A 19981-nucleotide genomic window follows, 5' to 3' on the forward strand; every position below is an offset into this window, starting at 1 on the left:
CCTTAAGAATAATCAACCTTTGCCCCAGCAAAATAAGTATAACCAGAGTAGATTGTAATTAATACAGTTAACCAAACTAAGCCTTCAGTTAAAATAAAGGGTAAATCAAAAATTTTCGGATTAATAATTAAAGCAATTGCTGTAATCATCTGAATAGTAGTTTTAGTTTTACCCCATATATTAGCTGGAATAACTGAACCCTGATCAGCTGCAACTACTCTTAAACCGGTGACTGCTAACTCCCTTGCCACAATAATTAGTAATGGCCAGGTGGAAAGAACTCCTATTTCTACAAAGGCAGTAAAAACACCAATAATTAACATTTTATCTGCCAGTGGATCAAGAATTTTTCCTAATGTAGTTATTAGATCATACTTGCGAGCATAATAGCCGTCATATTTATCAGTTAAAGCTGCTAAAATAAATACTGCCAGTGCGCCAAGACTTGACGCCAGAGTATTAAGCAGCAGCAGATAAATAATTATTGGAACCAGTAAAATTCTTAAAGTAGATAATTTATTAGGCATGTTCATCCTTAATCTCTCCTATTAAGTCATAATGGAAGGCCTCTTTTATTACAGCCTGATAAATCTCTCCAATTTGAAGTTCCTGCCCTTCAATTGGAATATAAATTTGATTGTCTATCTCTGGTGAATCATAACGAGAGCGTGCTAAATAATTTTCCTGATCCTGATCTTCAATAATCACTTCAATTTTTTGATTAACCAATTCTTTATTTTTAGCTAAAGAAATTTCCTGCTGAAGCTGCATAATTTCTTCTTTTCTTTCAGCTTTAACATCTTCTGGTACTCTATCTTTAAGATTGTAGGCTGCTGTTCCTTCCTCTCTAGAAAATTCGAAAACACCGAGCCTGTCAAATTTATATTTTTTAACAAATGATTTAAGCTGTTTAAAATCTTCTTCATTCTCGCTTGGGAAACCTGTGATTAGAGAAGTTCTGAGTTTAGCATCCGGTATTTTATTTCTAATCTTATTTATAATATTAGCGATATCTTTTTCATTTCCTTTACGATTCATTAATTTTCTTATTTTTTCTGAAGAGTGCTGAATTGGCAGATCAAAGTAATTACATATTTTATCTTCTTCAGCAAAAACCTCAATAATCTCATCTGTAATAAACTCCGGATAGCTGTATAAAACTCGAATCCACTTGATGCCTTCTATTTCTGCTAACTTCTTTAAAAGAGGTGCCAGTGCAGAACGTCCATAAATATCAATACCATATTGAGTAGTATCCTGAGCAATAAGAATTAACTCTTTAATCCCTGATTCAGCAATTCTTTTTGCTTCCGCTGCAATGTCTGCAATTGATCTACTCTTTACTGTTCCTCTAATCTGTGGAATACTGCAGTAAGTACAATTGTTATTACAGCCTTCTGCTATTTTAAGATAAGCATAAACTTCATTATCCAACTCTCTTGGTAGTGATGAGCTGTAGTCAAAACCAGCCTCTTCTATACCACCGGCTTCTTTACCCTCTAAACTTTCTCTGATAACTTCTACTATTTCATCAAAGTTTGAAGTCCCGAGTATTGCATCAATTTCTGGAATATCTTTTTTTAGTTCCTCACTGTAGCGCTGAGTTAAACAGCCAGTTACTATTACAGATTTACAGCTGTATTTATTTTTATATTCAAGGGCTGTTAAAATTGTTTCAATTGATTCCTCTTTTGCATCCTGGATAAAACCACAGGTATTAATAACTATTACTTCAGCCTCTTTAAAATCATTAGTATATTTAAAATCTTTTGCTCCCTGTAAAAATCCATTCATATGCTGACTGTCAATTTCATTTTTGGGACAGCCTAAGGTCATTAAAGAATATTTTATCATTTTTACTCCTTTATATTGTCATTATTTAAAAACAAATTAATATTATTCCAAATTTATTATCTCTATAACTACAAAAAAGCCCTATTAGGGCTTGATTTATGAAATGGTCGGGCTATCCGGATTTGAACCGGAGACCTCTACACCCCCAGTGTAGCGCGCTACCAAGCTGCGCCATAGCCCGTTATCAACAAGAAATATTATATATAAATTAAATCTTTTTGTCAAATTAGATAAATGATTAAACTACTTTATTTAATATAGTCCAACTTTTTTAAATATGCCATTGTTTTATCAGGATAATCAGTTACCACAAAAATTTCCTGCAGTGAAGAGCTGTTTTTTGCAATCAGTTTAATTCCACTTCTGGTATTATATTTTAATTGAATGTAGGCAGGAGTTCCACTACCTTTTCTTCTATTAATTCGACCAGGTATTATACTTTTTATTAATTTTGATAAAGCTATATCTTCTAATAAAGGTAGAATATCTTCAATTATTGTATGTTCCTGTTTGATCTTATTGTGCCTATACTTATTAGCCATTTGATCACATCCTCAGTTAATTATAACATCGATAGATTAATGCCGCAAATACAAGCAGTTTTCTTTGAAATTATTTTAAAACTTATCTTAAATTAAATAGTTATATGATTTGGCATAAAAAAAAGAAAGCCAAAAATGACTTTCTTAAATTCAATGGAGCTGATGACCAGACTTGAACTGGTAACCTGCTCATTACAAGTGAGCTGCTCTACCAATTGAGCTACATCAGCATATCATAAGTTTAAAATGGCAGGGGAGACAGGACTTGAACCTGCAACCAATGGATTTGGAGTCCACTACTCTGCCAGTTGAGCTACTCCCCTAATTTAATATATAATTGTTAAAAATGGAGCTGATGACCAGACTTGAACTGGTAACCTGCTCATTACAAGTGAGCTGCTCTACCAATTGAGCTACATCAGCATATTATAAATTTAAAATGGCAGGGGAGACAGGAATTGAACCTGCAACCAATGGATTTGGAGTCCACTACTCTGCCAGTTGAGCTACTCCCCTAAACAGAGGCGTTTTTCAATCAAGCAATAATTATTATAATAAAGTTCCGGGGTTAGGTCAAGTCCTGTTTCTGCAATTATTTGATATTAGCTTAGTTTAATACTATATTACTTAAAAATACTTTAATTTATACATAATCTCATTATATTTTATTTGATTTATTATCAAAAAATTCTAATAATAACAGTTTTTTCATTTATTCACTTTTTCTATGTAAACTATGATACATTTCGTGTTTTTTTACACTTAATGTTATAAAACAACTTGATATTTTATTTATTATATATTATCATTTATATCGTAAAAGTTAAATATAATGTTAATATGAGGTGGTTTAATAATGGAAAAGCATGATTTGATTGTTATTGGAATGGGTCCTGCAGGAATGGCAGTAACTGCTATGGCCGCAAATATGGATTTAGATGTTCTCGCAATAGAAAAACATAAAGTTGGGGGAGAATGTTTAAATTATGGCTGTATTCCCAGTAAAGCTTTATTAAAAGCAGGCGAAGTTAATGAAGTAACTGAGAATTTTAAAAAGTTTGGAATTAATTTTTCAGGTAAAACAGAAATTGATAATCCTTTAGAAATTGTAAGAAAAAAGGTAAATGAAATTAGTGGTAATAAAACAATGAAGGCTTTTGAAAGAGCCAAACTTGTTGTTGATCAAGGGGAAGCAAAGTTTGTTGATAAAAAGATTGTGGAAGTTGATGGTACAAAGTATACAGCTGATAAAATATTTATCGCTACTGGTACTGAACCTTTAATTCCACCAATTCCTGGCCTGAAAGATGTATCTCGTCTAACAAATTTAAATATTTTTGCTCAAACTGATATCCCGGAAAAACTTACTATTATCGGCGGGGGAGCAATTGGATCTGAGATGGCCCAGGCTTTTTCAAGATTGGGTTCAGAAGTTAATATGTTCCAGATTGATGATCATTTAATTCCAACTGGTGATGAAGAAGCCGGTAGAGTTTTAGAAGAAAGATTCAAAAAAGAGGGTATCGGTGTTTATAACAGCACAGGTATCAATAAAGTTGAAGAAAAAGATGGCAAAATAATCACCCATACAGATGCCGGGAAATTTGTATCAGATAAGATTTTAGTAGCTACAGGTAGAAAAGCTGTTTTAGAACCATTAAAGCTTGATCAAGCAGGTATTAAATATGATAAGGTCGGCATTAAAGTTAACAAACGATTAGAAACAAATGTCAAAGGTGTTTATGCTGTGGGAGATTGTAATGGTAAGGCTCTTCTCTCTCATGCAGCGATGCATCAGGGAATGTTAGCCCTAATGAATGCTATAAATCCAACCCCTATCAAACAGTTTAAATATGATGATTTTCTTGTCCCCTGGTCTGTATTTACAAAACCAGAAATTGCTCAGGCAGGTTTAACTGAAAAAGAAGCAAAGGAAAAAGGAATAGACTATCAGGTTGTTAAAGAAAAATATGAAAATTACGGACGAACAATTGCTGATGGTAAGCCTGAAGGATTTGTTAAGGTAATAACCAACAGCAGAGGTAAGATTTATGGTGCTACTATTGTTGGTGAACAGGCAAGTGAGTTAATACATGAGTGGATTTTAGCAATCCAACACGACCTTTCAATGTTTGATATTATGATGACTCAGCACTCTTTTCCAACAATTTCCTTAATGAACAAGCGAGCTGCTGAAAAATGGATGATGGCTAAAACTAATTCAGGTATGGTTCCCAAATTTGCTAAGAAATTTATTTAAAATAAGATTAAATAAAATATATTTATAGATATAAAACAGGCTAATTGATGAGCTGATCTTTATCATTATCAATTAGCCTGCTATTTTTTTATTTTCTTTTTTTAATTGCAATAATTTCTGGTGGTGGACCCGGTTGATTTAAAAATTTGTAATTTAAAACATTATATTTTTTATAATTAAGATCACTGCTGTACTTTAACAGAGCATCTCTTTCTTCTTTTCCACCCTCATGGCCCGTATATATAACAAGTATTATTATTCCCTTTACTTTTAAAAGTTTTAAAGCTTTATTTAAAGCTTTAATTGTACTCTCACTTTTTGTAATTATCTTTTTATTGCCTCCCGGCAGATAACCAAGATTAAAAATAACAGCAGCTAAATCTTCATTAACATAGTTATCCAGTTCTGCATGATCAGAATTTATTAGTTCAGCCTGTTTATTTAACGAATCTTTTTTTAATAACTCTAATGTATTATTTATTGCATCCTGCTGAATATCGAATGCATACAGCTTACCCTTTGTTCCAACTAATTCTGCCAAAAACCTGCTGTCATGACCATTTCCTGCAGTTGCATCCAAAACAAAATCTCCCTTTTTAACTGTTTTTTTTAATAAATAATGGGAGAATTCAACAGCATTTAAAAAATCATTTTCCATTTTTATCACCTTTCTAAATTTGATTATATATAATTTTAAAATTAAGATATAGCTTAAAAATCAAAGTATTATTAACTTAATCTACTCAAATAATCTATAATTAGAAATATATTCAATTGACGATAAACTAAAGTTACTATATACTATTAATTGTGCTTGTGAAAAAGCTCTTTGCCCTCATCGTCTAGGGGTCTAGGACACCAGGTTTTCATCCTGGCGGCAGGGGTTCGAATCCCCTTGAGGGTACCATTTTTAATATGGAGGGATGCCCGAGTGGTTAAAGGGAGCAGACTGTAAATCTGCCGGCGATGCCTACAAAGGTTCAAATCCTTTTCCCTCCACCATTTTTAAGATGCTAAAACACCCATTTTAATGGGTGTTTTTTTGTTTTTATATGTACTTTTAATTTAAAATTATTGTTTTAATCATTAATAAATCAAATTATTCTCGTAAATTATTTATTTCAATTTCATCTTCTAAAGGCACAAATTCAAGTTCTACAATTCCACCAGCTCCACCCCAGGGACCTCTTTCTTCTCCATTAACTAAGGCTGTTATAGCACTGGCATTACCGATTTTTATATAAAGTTCATCATTAACCTCAAATTCTCTACTGTCTCCGTCTTCTAAAATGCCGCTAAAGGCAGATTCTCCATCAAGACGCACATTAACCCAAACAGTATTGTTTGCTCTAAAAACAATAGTTTTATCCACTTCAGTAAGCTCCTGCTCCTCTTCTTCTTGATCTCCTGAATCATTAATGTTTTGGGAAGTTTCTAGATTATTAGAACTGCTTTGATCAGTTTCTAAATTATCAGCAGCAATTTGACTTTCGTCATTGGTTACAGCAGCCTCTGGTTCAATTAACTCTCCTGCAGCATCTAACTCTCCAGCAGTATTAGTTTCCAGATTATTAACCTCTGTCATATTATTTAACTCGTTTTGACTTATAATTTCTGAATTTTCATTTGCTGAAAGATCAGGATTAATAGAGTTTAAAAGATCATTTTGATTATTAGATTGATTACTGGATAATGTTAATTCTTCTAAAATTGTATTTTCATCAGTTTCAGCTTGATCATTAGCGGTTATTTGTTCATCATTATTTTCTGTATCACTCTCTTCACTTTCTACAATTTCTGCTCCCTGATCAACAGTTAACTGTTCCTCACTATTGTTTTGATTTAATAACCTTATTTCTGAATCACTAAAATATTGAAAGGTATAAGCAGCAGCTGCAATTAAAAATAAAGCAGCAATTGCAATAAAAATGATTTTAAAAATGCTTTTTTTACGGTTTTTGTTTCTATTTGCTTTGTGAGAAATCTTAGTTCCATCAAGATAATCTTTATGTAGAGTATTTGATTTTTCCTCTTTAATCTTTAAAACTGGATAATAATTTAAAAGTTCTTGATAATTTATGTCAACTTCTCTAGCATAACCTTTAACAAAAACTTTAAGATAAACTTTTCCTGGCAAAATATCAAAATTATTTGCCTCAATAGCTTCTAAATATTTTTTTCTTATTTTTGTTCGTTCCTGAATATCGGCAAGAGTCAATTCTTTTTCCTGTCTTGCCTTTTTTAATAGTGTTCCCAATTCCATATCTTCCAATGGGGATAGCCTCCTTTTACAGTACAAATATAATTTATATAAATTTTTCTGAATTCAGACTTTAATAAATGCTCTTTATTATTATAACATACTTTAATAATTAATTTAATGATTTTAAGATTATTTTTTGTTTTTATTAAATAACTCAAAAATACTTATTAAAATCTATTAAAAAATAAGGACAGCATTTAAATGCTGTCCTTAATAATTCATATAAATAATATATATTATTTTTCACCTTTATAATAAGGTTCTCCAGAAGCTGCAGGTGGTATAGATTTACCAAAAAATCCTGCAAGCACAACTAAAGTAAGAACATATGGTATTGCACTTATTAATTCAGATGGAATAAAGGCAAAATCAACTCTAACTGCAATTGCTTCAGCAAATCCAAAGAGCATTGCTGCCCCAAAAGCACCAAAAGGATGCCATTTACCAAAGATCATTGCTGCCAGAGCAATAAAACCACGTCCAGCTGACATTTCTCTAACAAAGGCACTACCATCACCTATTGAAAGATGTGCCCCAGCTAAACCAGCTAAAATACCACTAATTAGAACACTTATGAATCTCCATTTATTGACACTTATTCCTAAAGTGTCAGCTGCTGCTGGATGTTCACCGATTGAGCGAATCCGAAGCCCCCAGTGAGTCTTAAAGAAAATAAACCAAACTATAGGAACTAAAATTAAAGCGATATAAGTTATTGGATTAAAACGAACTCCAAAAAATCTATATGCAGGTAATCTCCCAACCATTGGTGATGTACCTTTAACACCAAATAATACCTGAAGCAAAAAGATTGTAATCCCTGAAGCAAAGATATTAATACCTGTACCAACAACTATTTGATTTGCTTTAAAAGTAACACATACAAGGGCAAGAATAGCTGCAAAAGCCAGACCAGCAATCATAGAATATACTACACCAATCCATGGGCTGCCTGTGCTTGCACTACCATAAACAGCAGCAAAAGCACCAATTAAAATCATACCCTCTAAAGCAATATTTACAACACCTGATCTCTCAGAGAAAATCCCCCCTAAAGCAGCCAGGATCAAAGGAGTAGCAAAACGAAAACTGGCTAAAAACAATGATAGAGAAAATATCTGTTTCAATGTATCCATTATTCAACCCCTCCTTTTGCTTTTCTTTTTGCAAGATATACTTTAAAGACCTGGAGGGCTGCAACAAAGAAGATTACTAAAGCCTGTATCAGCATTACAATTTCAGAAGGAATTCCTGAAAACTGCATTTCCAGTCCACCCTGTGCAAGAGCTCCAAATAAAATTCCACCTAAGATAACTCCAATTGGATGAGTCTGTCCAATTAAGGCCACAGCGATTCCGGTAAAACCATACCCAGCATCCATCCCCTGCATAAAACTGAGATGAGTACCAAGCACTTCTCCTACCCCAGCGAGACCTGCTACAGCACCACTAATAAACATAGCGGTTATAATACCTTTGCTGGCATTAATCCCACCATATTCTGCACCATCAGGGTTAAAACCAACAGCTCGCATCTCATAACCAAGTGTTGTTTTAAATAATAAATACCATAAAATAATGGCTGCTATAATTGCCAGAAAAAAGTTGATATGAAGTCTAATTGCAGGTTGAGAAAATAATTCTGCAAATGGAAGCTTGGATAATAACGGATAATCCATAATATTTTTAAAGTTAAACATCGATGCAGACTCCATAATTTTGGGAGTAGCTGGACGACCTGTATCTCTAAAAATATTAATACCATAATTTATAGTTAAGGCAATAGCAATGTGATTTAACATAATTGTTGCTATAACCTCATGTACATCCATTTTCGCCTTTAAAAAACCTGGCAGACCTCCCCAGAGACCACCAACAAACATTCCTGCTATAATTGCAAACGGAAGATGAATAAAAGCAGGTAAAGAAGTAAAATAAAAACCAACAACTCCGGCAGTAAAACCTCCCATTAAAAGCTGTCCTTCAGCACCAATATTAAATAGTCCCGCTCTAAAAGGGAGTGCTACAGCCAGTCCAGTTAAAATAAGTGGAGTTGAACGCCACAAAGTATTTGCTATTGCACTAAAATTGCCAAAAGCTCCTATATAAAGAGCAGAATAGGCATCCAAAGGAGATTTATCAGTTAGAAAAATAAATAAAGTACCTACAATTAATGCGATTACTATTGATAATAAAGATAAACCTAAATCAGTTAAAACAGATTTTATTTTATCTGAGTAGTTATTCATTACCCTCACCTCCTGCTTCAGCTTTTGAGCCGGTCATCAATTTACCGAGCTCTCTTTCGTCTGTTTCTGAAGCTTTTAAAACATCAACAATTTCTCCTTCAAAAATCACTGCAATTCTATCACTTAAAGATAATACCTCACTTAATTCTGCAGAAACTAATAAAACACCAGCACCATTATCACGACGATCAATTATTTGTTTGTGAATAAATTCAATTGAACCAACATCCACACCACGAGTAGGTTGAGAAGCAATTAGAAATTCAGGGTCATGAGAAAACTCTCGGGCAACAATCAATTTTTGCTGGTTACCACCAGACAAATTTTTAGCCTGTGCTTCCATTCCACCACCACGAATATCATATTTTTTTATTAAGTCCTGTGTATTCTGAGCAACATTATCATAATGCATAATTCCGTTTTTTGAAAAAGGCTCTAGATCGTGATAACCTAAAATCATATTTTCTTTTAAATCAAAATCCATGATCAGACCACGTTTCTGCCTGTCTTCAGGGATATGTGCCACCTTTTCTCTTTTTATCTCACGGGCATTATATTTACTAATATCTTTATCTCTAAGATTAATTTTTCCACTCTCAATTTTACGAAGTCCAGTTATTGCCTCAACAAGCTCAGACTGACCATTACCTTCTACACCAGCAATCCCTAATATTTCACCTTTATGAACTGAAAGTGAAATATCTTTAACTACTTGAATATTTCTATTATCTCGTACATTTAAATTTTCAACACTAAAGATTTCATCACCAGGATTTGCTTCAGTCTTTTCTACTTCTAATAAAACTTGTCGGCCAACCATTAATTCAGCAACATCTTCTTTTGTTACATCAGAAGTATTTACTGTATCAATACTTTTTCCATTTCTCAAAACAGTAATTCTATCAGAAATAGTTTTAACTTCTTTCAGTTTATGAGTAATAAAAATAATAGTTTTACCCTGTTCTTTAAGTGATCTAAAAATATCAAATAGCTCATCAATTTCCTGTGGAGTCAAAACAGCAGTTGGTTCATCAAATATTAATAGTTCTGCACCTCTATATAAAGTTTTTATGATTTCAACTCTCTGCTGCATACCAACAGAAATATCCTCAATTTTTGCTTCAGGATCAACAAAAAGACCATATTTTTCAGAAATCTCTTTAACTTCTTTTTTAGCTCTTTTTTGGTCTAACATTAAACCACTGCGTGGTTCATTACCAAGCACAATATTTTCTGTTACAGTAAGAGGGTCTACTAACATAAAATGCTGGTGAACCATTCCTATACCTAATTCAATTGCATCCTGTGGTCCGTTTAGATTAATTTTATTTCCTTCGTAAAAAACCTGGCCTCCATCGGCATCATAGAGTCCATATAAGACATTCATCAAAGTTGTTTTGCCTGCACCATTTTCTCCGACAAGGGCGTGAATCTCACCCTTTTTTATTGATAAATTAACATTATCGTTTGCTTTAACACCTGGAAATATTTTAGTTATATTCTGCATATCTAAAATATAATTATCTTCCCTGGGCATGATTATTCCTCCCTAAAATGTACTAAAAATTAATTGGGCTCTGCTAAAAAGCAGAGCCCTTTAAATTAAATATAAGCTGTCTTAATAATTAAAGGTTATCAGGTCTGCCAGTTTCTCCCCAATTTTCTACTTCAATTTCGCCATTGATGATCATTTCTTTAATTTCAGCAATGCGTTCAGCATGAGGAGTAGTTACTGTTTCCTTCATTTCTCTAATAGTTTCTAATTCTGCTTCAGTTATAGTACCTGATTCTACAGCGTCAAGTACTGGTTGACCAACTTCAGTTAAGCTTGTTAAATCTACTCCACCATCAGCTAAAGTAAAGTATAAGTTATTACCGCCCTGATAGTTACCTTCTACTACAGATTTAACTGTATCAAACACAGCGTTATCTACCTTTTTAAGCATACTTGCAATTACATGACCTGGAGCAACATAGTTCTGATTGGAATCTACACCGATTGCATAGATATCTTCCTCTTCAGCTGCCTGGAAGACACCAGAACCTGTACCACCAGCGGCGTGATAAATTACATCTGCACCATCATCAATCATACCAAGTGCAATTTCTCTACCTCTGGCTGGATCACCAAAGTCATCAGCATATCTGGTTTGAATTTTGATATCAGGATTGATGTACTGAGCTCCCTGGAAAAATCCGCCTTCAAAACGGTGGATTAAAGCAAAATCAACTCCACCAACAAATCCTACATTGCCAGTTTCACTGGTTAATGCTGCTAAAGCACCCGCCAGGAATGAACCTTCCCATTCAGCAAAGTTAAGGCTTACAATATTTTCTGGAATGTCTTCAAAATATTGATCAACATGAGCAAATTTTGTTTCAGGATATTCACCAGCAACAGTTGTTAAACTATCTGCCATCTGAAATCCTACACCAATAACTAGATCATATCCTCTAGAAGCAAAACGACGTAATGCTGTTTGGTCTTCAGAAGGATCTGCAGGCTCAATATAATCAAAAGAAATTCCTAATTCTTCTTCAGCACGCTGTAAACCTCTGTATGCTGCATCATTAAAAGAAAGATCTCCAAGTCCACCAGTAGAAAGAACAATACCTACTCTAGTGTCCTGTGCTGCAGCTGGAACTGCTGCAAAAACTACCATCATTACAAAAGTAAAAATAATCGTTAAACTTAAAACTTTTTTCAAAATAATGACCCCCTCATATATTTTTTTTGAATGGTACCAAATTTTGTGAATTACAAATATAATATAACATTTTTATATTATATTTGCAACAAAAACGACTTAACTACTTTTAATTGTGCAAATATTATTTAAATTAAAAAATATTACTGTTTTCTACTTCTAAGCACTTTAAATTGAAATTGATCACTGCGAAAATAATTTTTTGAATATAAAAATAATCTTTCATTTTCATCATAATGCATCTGCTCTAAGAGCAAAATAGGTGCATTTTTTTTGACTTCTAGCTTTTCCATCAATTTCTTCTTTGCAGTAACCGGAATTATTTCTGTTACAGCATATTTGATTTTTAACTTATACTTATTTTCAAGCAGATCAAAAAGTGAATGACTAAAATCTTCTTTAATGTTGATTGGAAAAAGATTGGTGTTTAAATAATCAATACAAAAAACTACCGGTTTGTCATCAGCTGTACGAACTCGCTGTAACTTTAAAATTTCTTCATTTCGATTAATATTCATTTTTAAAGCAAGCTGCTTATCAACTGTAACATTTTCAATTTCTAAAGCTTTTGTTCCCGGGGTAAAACCTTCATTTTTTATAGTATCAGTAACACTAAACAGTTCTTCAATTCCTCTTTTAAAACGGGGGATAGGTTTTGAAACAAAGGTTCCTACTCCCTGACTTTTAATAATTTTCCCTTCTTTTTCTAAAACTCGAAGTGCTTCACGCAAACTAGCTCTACTGACATCAAGTTTTTTAGCAAAAGCTGTTTCAGAGGGAAGTTTGTCTCCTGCTTCATAAATTTCCTGATCGATTAAATTTTCAATGTGTTCTTTAATCTTCAAATATAATGGTCTTTTATCCTGTTTTAATATTTCCAAATCCGATTACCCCTCCTTTCTCAGACAGACGTCTTACCTGTCTGACAACTAACTAAATAGTATCACAATTCAATTTTTTTGTCAAGATTTTAACTATTTTGAGTATCAATTTTTTTCTTCAGATTGATCATCATTATCATAGTCGCCATTTAAAACTGCTTCTAAATCCTCTTCTTCTACCAAAACCTCTCTTGGCTTGCTGCCGGCATAGGGACCAACTATCCCATCTTCTTCCATGCTGTCAATTAACCTTGCTGCACGTGAATGCCCTATATGCAGCCTTCTCTGCAGCATTGAAATCGAAGCTCTATATTTAACTACTAATTTTACAGCTTCTTGATATAGTTCATCCTGCTCATCGTCAATTGATAATTCTACTTCTTTTATATCATCTTTTTCAATTTTATATTCTGCAGCTGCCTGATCTTTAACAAAAGCTGTAATATCAGAAATTTCTTTATCTGTCAGAAAAGATCCCTGGATTCTTTGAGGTTTCTGCATTCCCACCGGAGCAAAAAGCATATCTCCTTTTCCTAATAATTTTTCAGCACCTCCCATATCTAAAATTGTGCGAGAATCTGTTGCCGAAGAAACTGCAAAAGAAATTCGGCTGGGAATATTTGCTTTAATTAAACCGGTAATTACATCAACTGAAGGTCTTTGAGTTGCAATAATCAAATGAATCCCTGCCGCTCTGGACATCTGTGCCAGTCTGCAGATATTATCTTCAACTTCGCTTGCCGCTACCATCATTAGATCAGATAGCTCATCAATAACCACAACAATATAAGGCATCTTATCTTCCGGATCCTCAACCTGTTTGTTATATGATTCAATTCCTCTACTGCCTGTCTCAGAAAAAAGATCATAACGATTTTCCATCTCTTCAACTACCAGTTTAAGAACATTAGCTGCTTTTTTAGGATCAGTTACAACAGGTGTTATTAAATGAGGTAAACCCTGATAAATATTTAATTCAACTTTCTTTGGATCTACCAGCAGCAGTTTTACTTCTGCTGGAGTTGCCCGATACAGAATACTGCTGATTAGGGTATTAATACAGACACTTTTTCCGGAACCGGTTGCTCCAGCCACAAGTAAATGGGGCATTTTTGCCAGATTAAAGACAGCTGTATCACCATCAATACCTTTGCCTAAGGCAAGAGTAAGCTTATCTTCAGCTTTTTGAAATTCTTCTGAAACAATAACATCTCTAAAGGAAACTGTTATATCATTACCATGTGGAACCTCAATTCCAACAGCTGCTTTACCAGGAATTGGAGCTTCGATTCTCACATCACGAGCTGCTAAAGCAAGGGCAATATCATCTGATAAATTAACAATTTTACTCACTTTAACTCCGGTTGCAGGCTGAATTTCATATCGGGTAATTGTTGGACCATGATTAACATTAATCACCTTAGCTTCAACCCCAAAACTATTGAGGGTTTCCTCTAACAATTCACTTTTATTTGCTAATTTAACCTTCTTTTTGCCCGAATCATTTAAAAGTGAGATTCCGGGCAAAGTGTAATCTCCATGCTTTTCTCCTTGATCTTTAATATTTTTTGATTGATCTTTGCTTATATCAAAATCTTCGGTAATCTCTTTGTTTTCCTGATCTTCTGCAGCTTCTTTTTTTCTTCTTTTCTGTTTTTTATTCTTATCCTGTACCACCTTAGGATTAGAACTCTGATTATTTTTTGAATTTTCAGTTTGAACTTCATTCCTAATTCTATTATCAGCTTCTTCAACAATATTGCTGTCAATATTATCATAGTTATTAGATTCAGGCTCTGCTTTATCTAAATTATTATTCTTTTTTTGTTTTTTCTCATTTCTTTTTTCTTTAAATTTAACAAATAAATTGAATCTGCCCAAAGATAAACTGCTAAAAAATGAAATAATCTTTTCTTTTAAGCTTCTAACTGATTGATTAAAAGCAGAAATTGCTGCCTTAGTTTTTCTGAAAATATTATGTAAAAATAAATCAAATAACAGTAAAATCCCGATTAATAATAAAACAGAAAGAATAATATAAGCACCATTAACAGCAAATAGTTCTACCAAAAAGTAGGTAATTGCTCCCCCAATAACTCCACCTGCCGCATTTTCAGGTGTATTTAAAAATAAAATTCCACCTTCATTTAAATTAATAATTGAAATAATAGCTATAAAAGAAATAATTAGTCCTAAAAATTTAGTCGAAAACTTAATAGCTTTTGATCTAATTAACTGAATTCCCCAATAAACAAATAAAAGAGGCAGAATGTAACTACCACTTCCTACTAAAAAATAATAGGCTCTACTCATATAATTTCCTAATAAACCTGCAGAATTACTAAAAATAGCAAAATAACTAATTGCAGCAAAGGTAATTAAAAATAGTCCTAAAATCTCATTTTTTCTTTTTTCAATTTTAGGATCATTTTTTTGATCACTCATCTCTGCCCCTCCTTAAGATTATAATAACTTTAAATTTTTAAATAAAATTTATAAAAATTACAGCTGCAGCTACAAACCAGCAGTAATAACTAAAATAATTTAGTTTTTTCTCTGCCAAAACTTTTAGTAAAATTTTAATTGCTAAATAACCTGAAATAACAGCTGCCAGAAAGCCTAATATAACTATCTTTAAATCCAGATTAAATGAACCAGCTTCAACTACTTTTAAAAATTGTAAAAAACCTGCTCCTCCAATTACTGGTATAGACATCAAAAAAGAAAATCTGGCTGCTGCCTCTCGATTTAAACCCTGAAATAAAGAAGCTGCAATTGTTGAACCTGATCTGGAAATCCCTGGTATAATAGCTGCTCCCTGAGCCAGCCCCACTAATAAAGGCTGCCAAATTTTTAGCTCTTCTACTTCTTTGAATCCACCTTCAATTTTCTCAGTAATATATAAAATTAAACCGGTTAAGATCAGCATTAAAGCTGTTAGATATGCATTTGCAAAAAGATTTTCAAAAAAGTCTTCAAACAGAACACCTATAATCCCGGTTGGTATAATAGCAAGTAAAATATAAAAAGTTTCTTTTCTTTTTTCTTTTTTGAATAAAATCATATCTTTAATATCCTGCCAAAAGATAATAAAAATAGGAATTAAAGTACCAATATGTAAAATAACATTAAATAATATCTGATCCTCTTTAATATTGAAAAAACTTTGGGCAATTACTAAATGGCCAGAACTGCTGACCGGAATAAATTCGGTTAAACCCTGAATCAATCCCAAAAATATAGCCTGAAAACTATTCAATTTTTATTCCTCCTTCTCATCATTATAGCACATTTAGAAACATGTGTTCAAATTTAAAACCAGCTGCTTTTACACAGCTGGTTAATTTATTTAGTTTCTATACTTCCATAATTACAGGTAAAATCATTGGATTTCTTTTTATTTTTTGGTAAATGTAATTATTAAGTGAGTTGCGAATAGTATTTTTGAGCACAGACCATTCAGTTACATTATTTTCTTCACAGTCTTTAAGTGCATCTTCAACCCTCTGAGTAGCTGCTTCAATTAATTCTTCGGATTCTCTAATATAAACAAATCCGCGGGTAATAATATCTGGGCCTACCAGAATATTACCGTGTTTATCAATTGTAACAACAACTATAATTATCCCGTCTTCAGATAATAATTTTCTATCTCTTAGAACAATATTACCTACATCACCTACACCCAGGCCGTCAATCAGTACATCACCTGACTGTACATTATAATCTTTGCTGACTTTTTCTTCAGAGAAATTAATCTTATCTCCAACATCAGCAATATAAATATTGTCACTTGGGATTCCAACTTTTTCTGCCAGGTCTGCATGTTTATAAAGATGTCTGTATTCACCATGTACAGGCACAAAGTATTTTGGCTTGACCAGGTTTAGCATTAATTTTAACTCTTCCTGACTGGCATGACCAGAAACATGAACACCAGAAACATCTTCATAAATTACATTGGCTCCTCGGCGGTAAAGTTTATTTATAGTTTCACCAACTAATTTTTCATTACCCGGAATAGCAGAAGCAGATATCATAACTGTATCTCCATCTTTAATATTAATATGGTAATGGTCTCCCCGGGCCATCCTTGTTAGAGCAGCATAAGGTTCTCCCTGACTACCTGTAGTCAGTAAAGTTACTTTGCTATCAGGAATATCACCTATATCTCTGATATCAACTATCATATCATCAGGTATCTGTAAATAACCAAGTCTGCGCGCAATATCAACATTATTAATCATACTGCGGCCAGAAAAAGCAATTTTTCTGTTGTATTTAAAGGCTGCATCAACAATCTGCTGAACCCTGTGGATATTTGAAGCAAAGGTAGCAATAATTACTCTCTCCCTGGCTCCTCTAAGTATTTCGTCCACAGTTTCTCCCACAACCTTTTCAGATAAGGTATAACCTTCTCTTTCTACATTTGTACTATCAGAGAATAAAGCTAGAACACCTTCTTCGCTGTCTCCAAGCTCTGCCAATCTATGAAAATCTGCAACTTCGCCATCAATTGGAGTCTGGTCAAATTTAAAGTCACTAGCATAGACAATGGTGCCCAGCGGAGTTTCAATAGCAAGTGCACAGGTATCAGCGATACTGTGATTTACTCTTAAAAACTCAACTCCGAAATTACCTACCTGATACTGTTTACCCGGATGAACTACTTTTAATCTTGTGTCTTTTAGAAGACGATGTTCTTTTAAATTCCCTTCTAATAGTCCAAGAGTTAATTTCGTTCCATAAATAGGAGCATTTATCTCTTTTAATAAGTAAGGTAAGCCTCCAATATGATCTAAGTGACCATGTGTCAGAACAATTCCGTTAATTTTATCCTTGTTCTTAATCACATACTCATAATCAGGAATCACAAGATCAATTCCCAGTAGATCATTTTCCGGAAATTTAACTCCCGAATCAATTATCAACATTTCATCGCCAATTTCCAGAACCCACATATTCTTACCTATTTCTCCTACTCCACCAAGTGTAGTCATCGAAACATTTTTTATTTTATTGTTGTCATTCATTTAAAAAACAAAACACCTCCATAGTATTTTAAAACCAAAGTTAAATCGTCATTTTCAAATTTCACTGTCTTCACTTTAAATTTCATCTTCATCATTTCATAATTATTATCATACAAGTCTTAAATTTAAACATAAAAAAATTGCTTAATTCTGCCTGTAAATTTTTAAAAATAAGAAACCCGTCCAAAGCGTTAATACTATTATACATAGTATTGAAATAAAAAACAAGCAGAATTAAGCTTTTAGAATTTTTAGACTAAATCATTTTCTATTAAATATTCTGCAATCTGGACTGCATTTAAAGCAGCACCTTTTCTCAAATTGTTTGCAGTCAGCCAGAGATTAATACCATTTTCAACTGAGTTATCTCTTCTTATTCTTCCTACTAAAACATTATCATTTTTTTCGGTATCTATCTGCAGTGGATATTTTTCCTGAGCTGGATCATCCACAACCTCTACATTTTGAGTGCTGGCAAAAAGTTCTTTTACAGCTTCAATATCAAAACTGCTGTTTAGTTCAATATTTAAAGATTCTCCATGTCCAAAAATTACAGGAATTCTAACACAGGTTGCTGTAACAGGCAAATCTGGATTATGTAGAATTTTATGACATTCATTAACCATTTTCATCTCTTCTTTAGTATAATCATTATCTAAAAAGACATCAATTTGTGGAATTGCATTAAAGGCAATCTGATGATTAAAATTTTCATTTTTTATTTCTTCCTGATTTAAATAGGCTTTAGTCTGCTCAATTAACTCATCAACAGCTTTCTTGCCTGCACCAGAGACAGCCTGGTAGGTGTTGATCACTAATCTTTTTAGACCATATTTTTCAGCGAGTGGTTTTAACAGCATTACCATCTGAATAGTAGAACAGTTTGGATTAGCAATGATCTGCTGATGTCCCTTTAAATCCTCACCATTAACTTCTGGTACTACCAAGGGAGCATCGGGATTCATTCTAAAGGCATTGCTGTTATCTATTACAATACCCCCTGCTTTTTTTACCTGAGGTGCTACTTCTTTCGAGACACCACTACCTGCAGAGAATAAGGCAATATCAATTCCCTCAAAAGTTCCTTCTTTTACAGATTCTACTGTTAGCTCTCTATCTTCAAATTGAATTTTTTTTCCTTCAGAACGCTCAGATGCTATAACCTTAAGCTCATCAATAGGAAAATTCCTCTGACTTAAAGTTTTAAGCATTTCTCTACCTACTAAACCTGTTGCACCTACTACTGCTACATTATACTTTTTCATAAATTTCTTCTCCTTTCTCGACTACGGGGCGTCCAAAGTAATTTGTTCCCCAGACACCAATTATAATTAACACTGCTCCAACTACTTGAAATTTAAAAAAGGGTTCATTTCTAAAAACTACTCCAGCAACTATTGAAACAACTGTAGTTAAATTTGCAAAAACTGCTGATTCAGCTGCTGTTATTTTAGATAAAGTATAGTTCATCATAAAAAAGGCTACAACAGATGAAAATACTCCTAAATAAAGCACAGTTATCAGAACAACCCGGTTTGTCAACAAATTAAAATAACTGCTCAATTCAAAATTATTTTGATATAAGGCAATTGTGTTAAACAAAAAAGCACCAAAACCCATCATTACATATGTAATCTCAACCGGCTTAAATTCTAAGGATAGCTGTCTGGATATGATATTATAAAATCCAGCTGCAATTACAGATCCTCCCAACAAAATTAAACCTAAGTAATTCCCTGCTATTGGCGAGGCTCCTCTATTAAAAATAATAAAGAAAACGCCCCCCACAGATAAGGCAACAAAAATACTCTGTAAGAAGGTAGGCCTTTCATTTAAAATTAAAGCTGCCAGAATAGTAACTGCTACTGGAATCAAAGCAATCATCATTCCCGCTTCAGATGAAGTTGTATATAACATACCTGTGGTTTCACAGATAAAATAAATTCCCGGTTGAAATATTGCTAGAAGAAACAGCTTTTTCAAATTTTTAGCTTTCAAATTGATATTTATTATACCAATAATTCTTAAAATACTCAAGGAAGCAAAGGCGATTGCAAAACGAAAACCAAGCAGATGGAAAGGAGTCATCAGCTCCAATCCCTCCTTGGTAAACAAAAATGAAAAACCAAATATTGAACTAAAAACTAAACCTGCCAAATAAGGAAAATACTTTCTAAATCTCAGCATCTGCT

Annotated in this window: 16 protein-coding genes and 7 tRNA genes; 3 read left to right on the top strand and 20 right to left on the bottom strand. The window is 33.2% G+C overall.

Annotated features, from left to right (window positions below; translation table 11 throughout):
• Positions 1-2 precede the first annotated feature (2 nt).
• The 8 genes from pgsA to ACZ446_RS07250 form a co-directional block, all read right to left on the bottom strand.
• On the bottom strand, positions 3-533 hold the full coding sequence (gene pgsA / locus ACZ446_RS07215; protein ID WP_464391915.1) for a CDP-diacylglycerol--glycerol-3-phosphate 3-phosphatidyltransferase: 531 nt from the start codon (positions 531-533) through the stop codon (positions 3-5).
• On the bottom strand, positions 520-1854 hold the full coding sequence (rimO, locus tag ACZ446_RS07220; RefSeq protein ID WP_464391916.1) for a 30S ribosomal protein S12 methylthiotransferase RimO: 1335 nt from the start codon (positions 1852-1854) through the stop codon (positions 520-522). The genes pgsA and rimO overlap by 14 nt, the downstream gene beginning before the upstream one ends.
• A gap of 104 nt (positions 1855-1958) precedes the next feature.
• Positions 1959-2035 (bottom strand) — tRNA-Pro (locus ACZ446_RS07225).
• Positions 2036-2102: 67 nt separating this feature from the next.
• Entirely contained in the window at positions 2103-2396 is a 294-nt protein-coding gene (locus tag ACZ446_RS07230; protein ID WP_464391917.1) for a DUF2103 domain-containing protein, read from the bottom strand.
• A 154-nt stretch (positions 2397-2550) separates the two neighbouring features.
• A tRNA-Thr gene (locus ACZ446_RS07235) sits at positions 2551-2626 on the bottom strand.
• Between the two features lie 17 nt (positions 2627-2643).
• Positions 2644-2719, bottom strand: a tRNA-Trp gene (locus ACZ446_RS07240).
• Between the two features lie 24 nt (positions 2720-2743).
• A tRNA-Thr gene (locus ACZ446_RS07245) sits at positions 2744-2819 on the bottom strand.
• Positions 2820-2836: 17 nt separating this feature from the next.
• Positions 2837-2912, bottom strand: a tRNA-Trp gene (locus ACZ446_RS07250).
• Positions 2913-3252: 340 nt separating this feature from the next.
• Between ACZ446_RS07250 and ACZ446_RS07255 the strand changes: the two genes are divergently transcribed.
• Positions 3253-4656, top strand: coding sequence for a dihydrolipoyl dehydrogenase family protein (locus ACZ446_RS07255; RefSeq protein ID WP_464391918.1), 1404 nt, complete (start codon positions 3253-3255; stop codon positions 4654-4656).
• An 88-nt stretch (positions 4657-4744) separates the two neighbouring features.
• Here the strand turns inward: ACZ446_RS07255 and mnmM are convergent, their stop codons facing one another.
• A complete protein-coding gene (gene mnmM, locus ACZ446_RS07260) occupies positions 4745-5314 on the bottom strand; it encodes a tRNA 5-(aminomethyl)-2-thiouridylate-methyltransferase MnmM (protein WP_464391919.1) in 570 nt (189 codons plus the stop codon).
• A gap of 173 nt (positions 5315-5487) precedes the next feature.
• Between mnmM and ACZ446_RS07265 the strand changes: the two genes are divergently transcribed.
• Together ACZ446_RS07265 and ACZ446_RS07270 are read left to right on the top strand one after the other, a co-directional pair.
• Positions 5488-5563, top strand: a tRNA-Glu gene (locus ACZ446_RS07265).
• 10 nt (positions 5564-5573) lie between these two features.
• Positions 5574-5658, top strand: a tRNA-Tyr gene (locus ACZ446_RS07270).
• Positions 5659-5755: 97 nt separating this feature from the next.
• Here ACZ446_RS07270 and ACZ446_RS07275 read toward each other — a convergent pair.
• From ACZ446_RS07275 to ACZ446_RS07325, 11 genes are all read right to left on the bottom strand, one after another.
• Positions 5756-6919, bottom strand: coding sequence for a helix-turn-helix domain-containing protein (locus ACZ446_RS07275; protein WP_464394382.1), 1164 nt, complete (start codon positions 6917-6919; stop codon positions 5756-5758).
• 236 nt (positions 6920-7155) lie between these two features.
• Positions 7156-8055 (bottom strand): ABC transporter permease, encoded by a 900-nt coding sequence (locus tag ACZ446_RS07280; protein WP_464391920.1) that lies wholly within the window; start codon positions 8053-8055, stop codon positions 7156-7158.
• Positions 8055-9167, bottom strand: a complete 1113-nt coding sequence (locus ACZ446_RS07285; RefSeq protein ID WP_464391921.1) for an ABC transporter permease — start codon at positions 9165-9167, stop codon at positions 8055-8057. The genes ACZ446_RS07280 and ACZ446_RS07285 overlap by 1 nt, the downstream gene beginning before the upstream one ends.
• Complete coding sequence (locus tag ACZ446_RS07290; RefSeq protein WP_464391922.1) at positions 9160-10704, bottom strand: ABC transporter ATP-binding protein; 1545 nt, start codon at positions 10702-10704, stop codon at positions 9160-9162. Before ACZ446_RS07290 ends, ACZ446_RS07285 begins: the two co-directional genes overlap by 8 nt.
• A gap of 88 nt (positions 10705-10792) precedes the next feature.
• On the bottom strand, positions 10793-11875 hold the full coding sequence (locus ACZ446_RS07295) for a BMP family lipoprotein (protein ID WP_464391923.1): 1083 nt from the start codon (positions 11873-11875) through the stop codon (positions 10793-10795).
• 143 nt (positions 11876-12018) lie between these two features.
• Positions 12019-12756 carry a GntR family transcriptional regulator gene (locus ACZ446_RS07300; RefSeq protein ID WP_464391924.1) on the bottom strand — a complete coding sequence of 246 codons (738 nt, stop codon included), beginning with the start codon at positions 12754-12756 and terminating at the stop codon, positions 12019-12021.
• A gap of 105 nt (positions 12757-12861) precedes the next feature.
• Positions 12862-15201 (bottom strand): FtsK/SpoIIIE family DNA translocase, encoded by a 2340-nt coding sequence (locus ACZ446_RS07305; protein ID WP_464391925.1) that lies wholly within the window; start codon positions 15199-15201, stop codon positions 12862-12864.
• Positions 15202-15238: 37 nt separating this feature from the next.
• Entirely contained in the window at positions 15239-16015 is a 777-nt protein-coding gene (locus ACZ446_RS07310; protein ID WP_464391926.1) for an undecaprenyl-diphosphate phosphatase, read from the bottom strand.
• Between the two features lie 97 nt (positions 16016-16112).
• Positions 16113-17789: a ribonuclease J gene (locus ACZ446_RS07315; RefSeq protein WP_464391927.1), complete on the bottom strand. Its 1677-nt coding sequence runs from the start codon at positions 17787-17789 to the stop codon at positions 16113-16115.
• Between the two features lie 251 nt (positions 17790-18040).
• Complete coding sequence (locus ACZ446_RS07320) at positions 18041-19054, bottom strand: aspartate-semialdehyde dehydrogenase (protein WP_464391928.1); 1014 nt, start codon at positions 19052-19054, stop codon at positions 18041-18043.
• A complete protein-coding gene (locus tag ACZ446_RS07325) occupies positions 19041-19976 on the bottom strand; it encodes a DMT family transporter (RefSeq protein WP_464391929.1) in 936 nt (311 codons plus the stop codon). Before ACZ446_RS07325 ends, ACZ446_RS07320 begins: the two co-directional genes overlap by 14 nt.
• Between the last annotated feature and the right edge of the window lie 5 nt (positions 19977-19981).

Source organism: Halanaerobium sehlinense, from assembly GCF_055379485.1.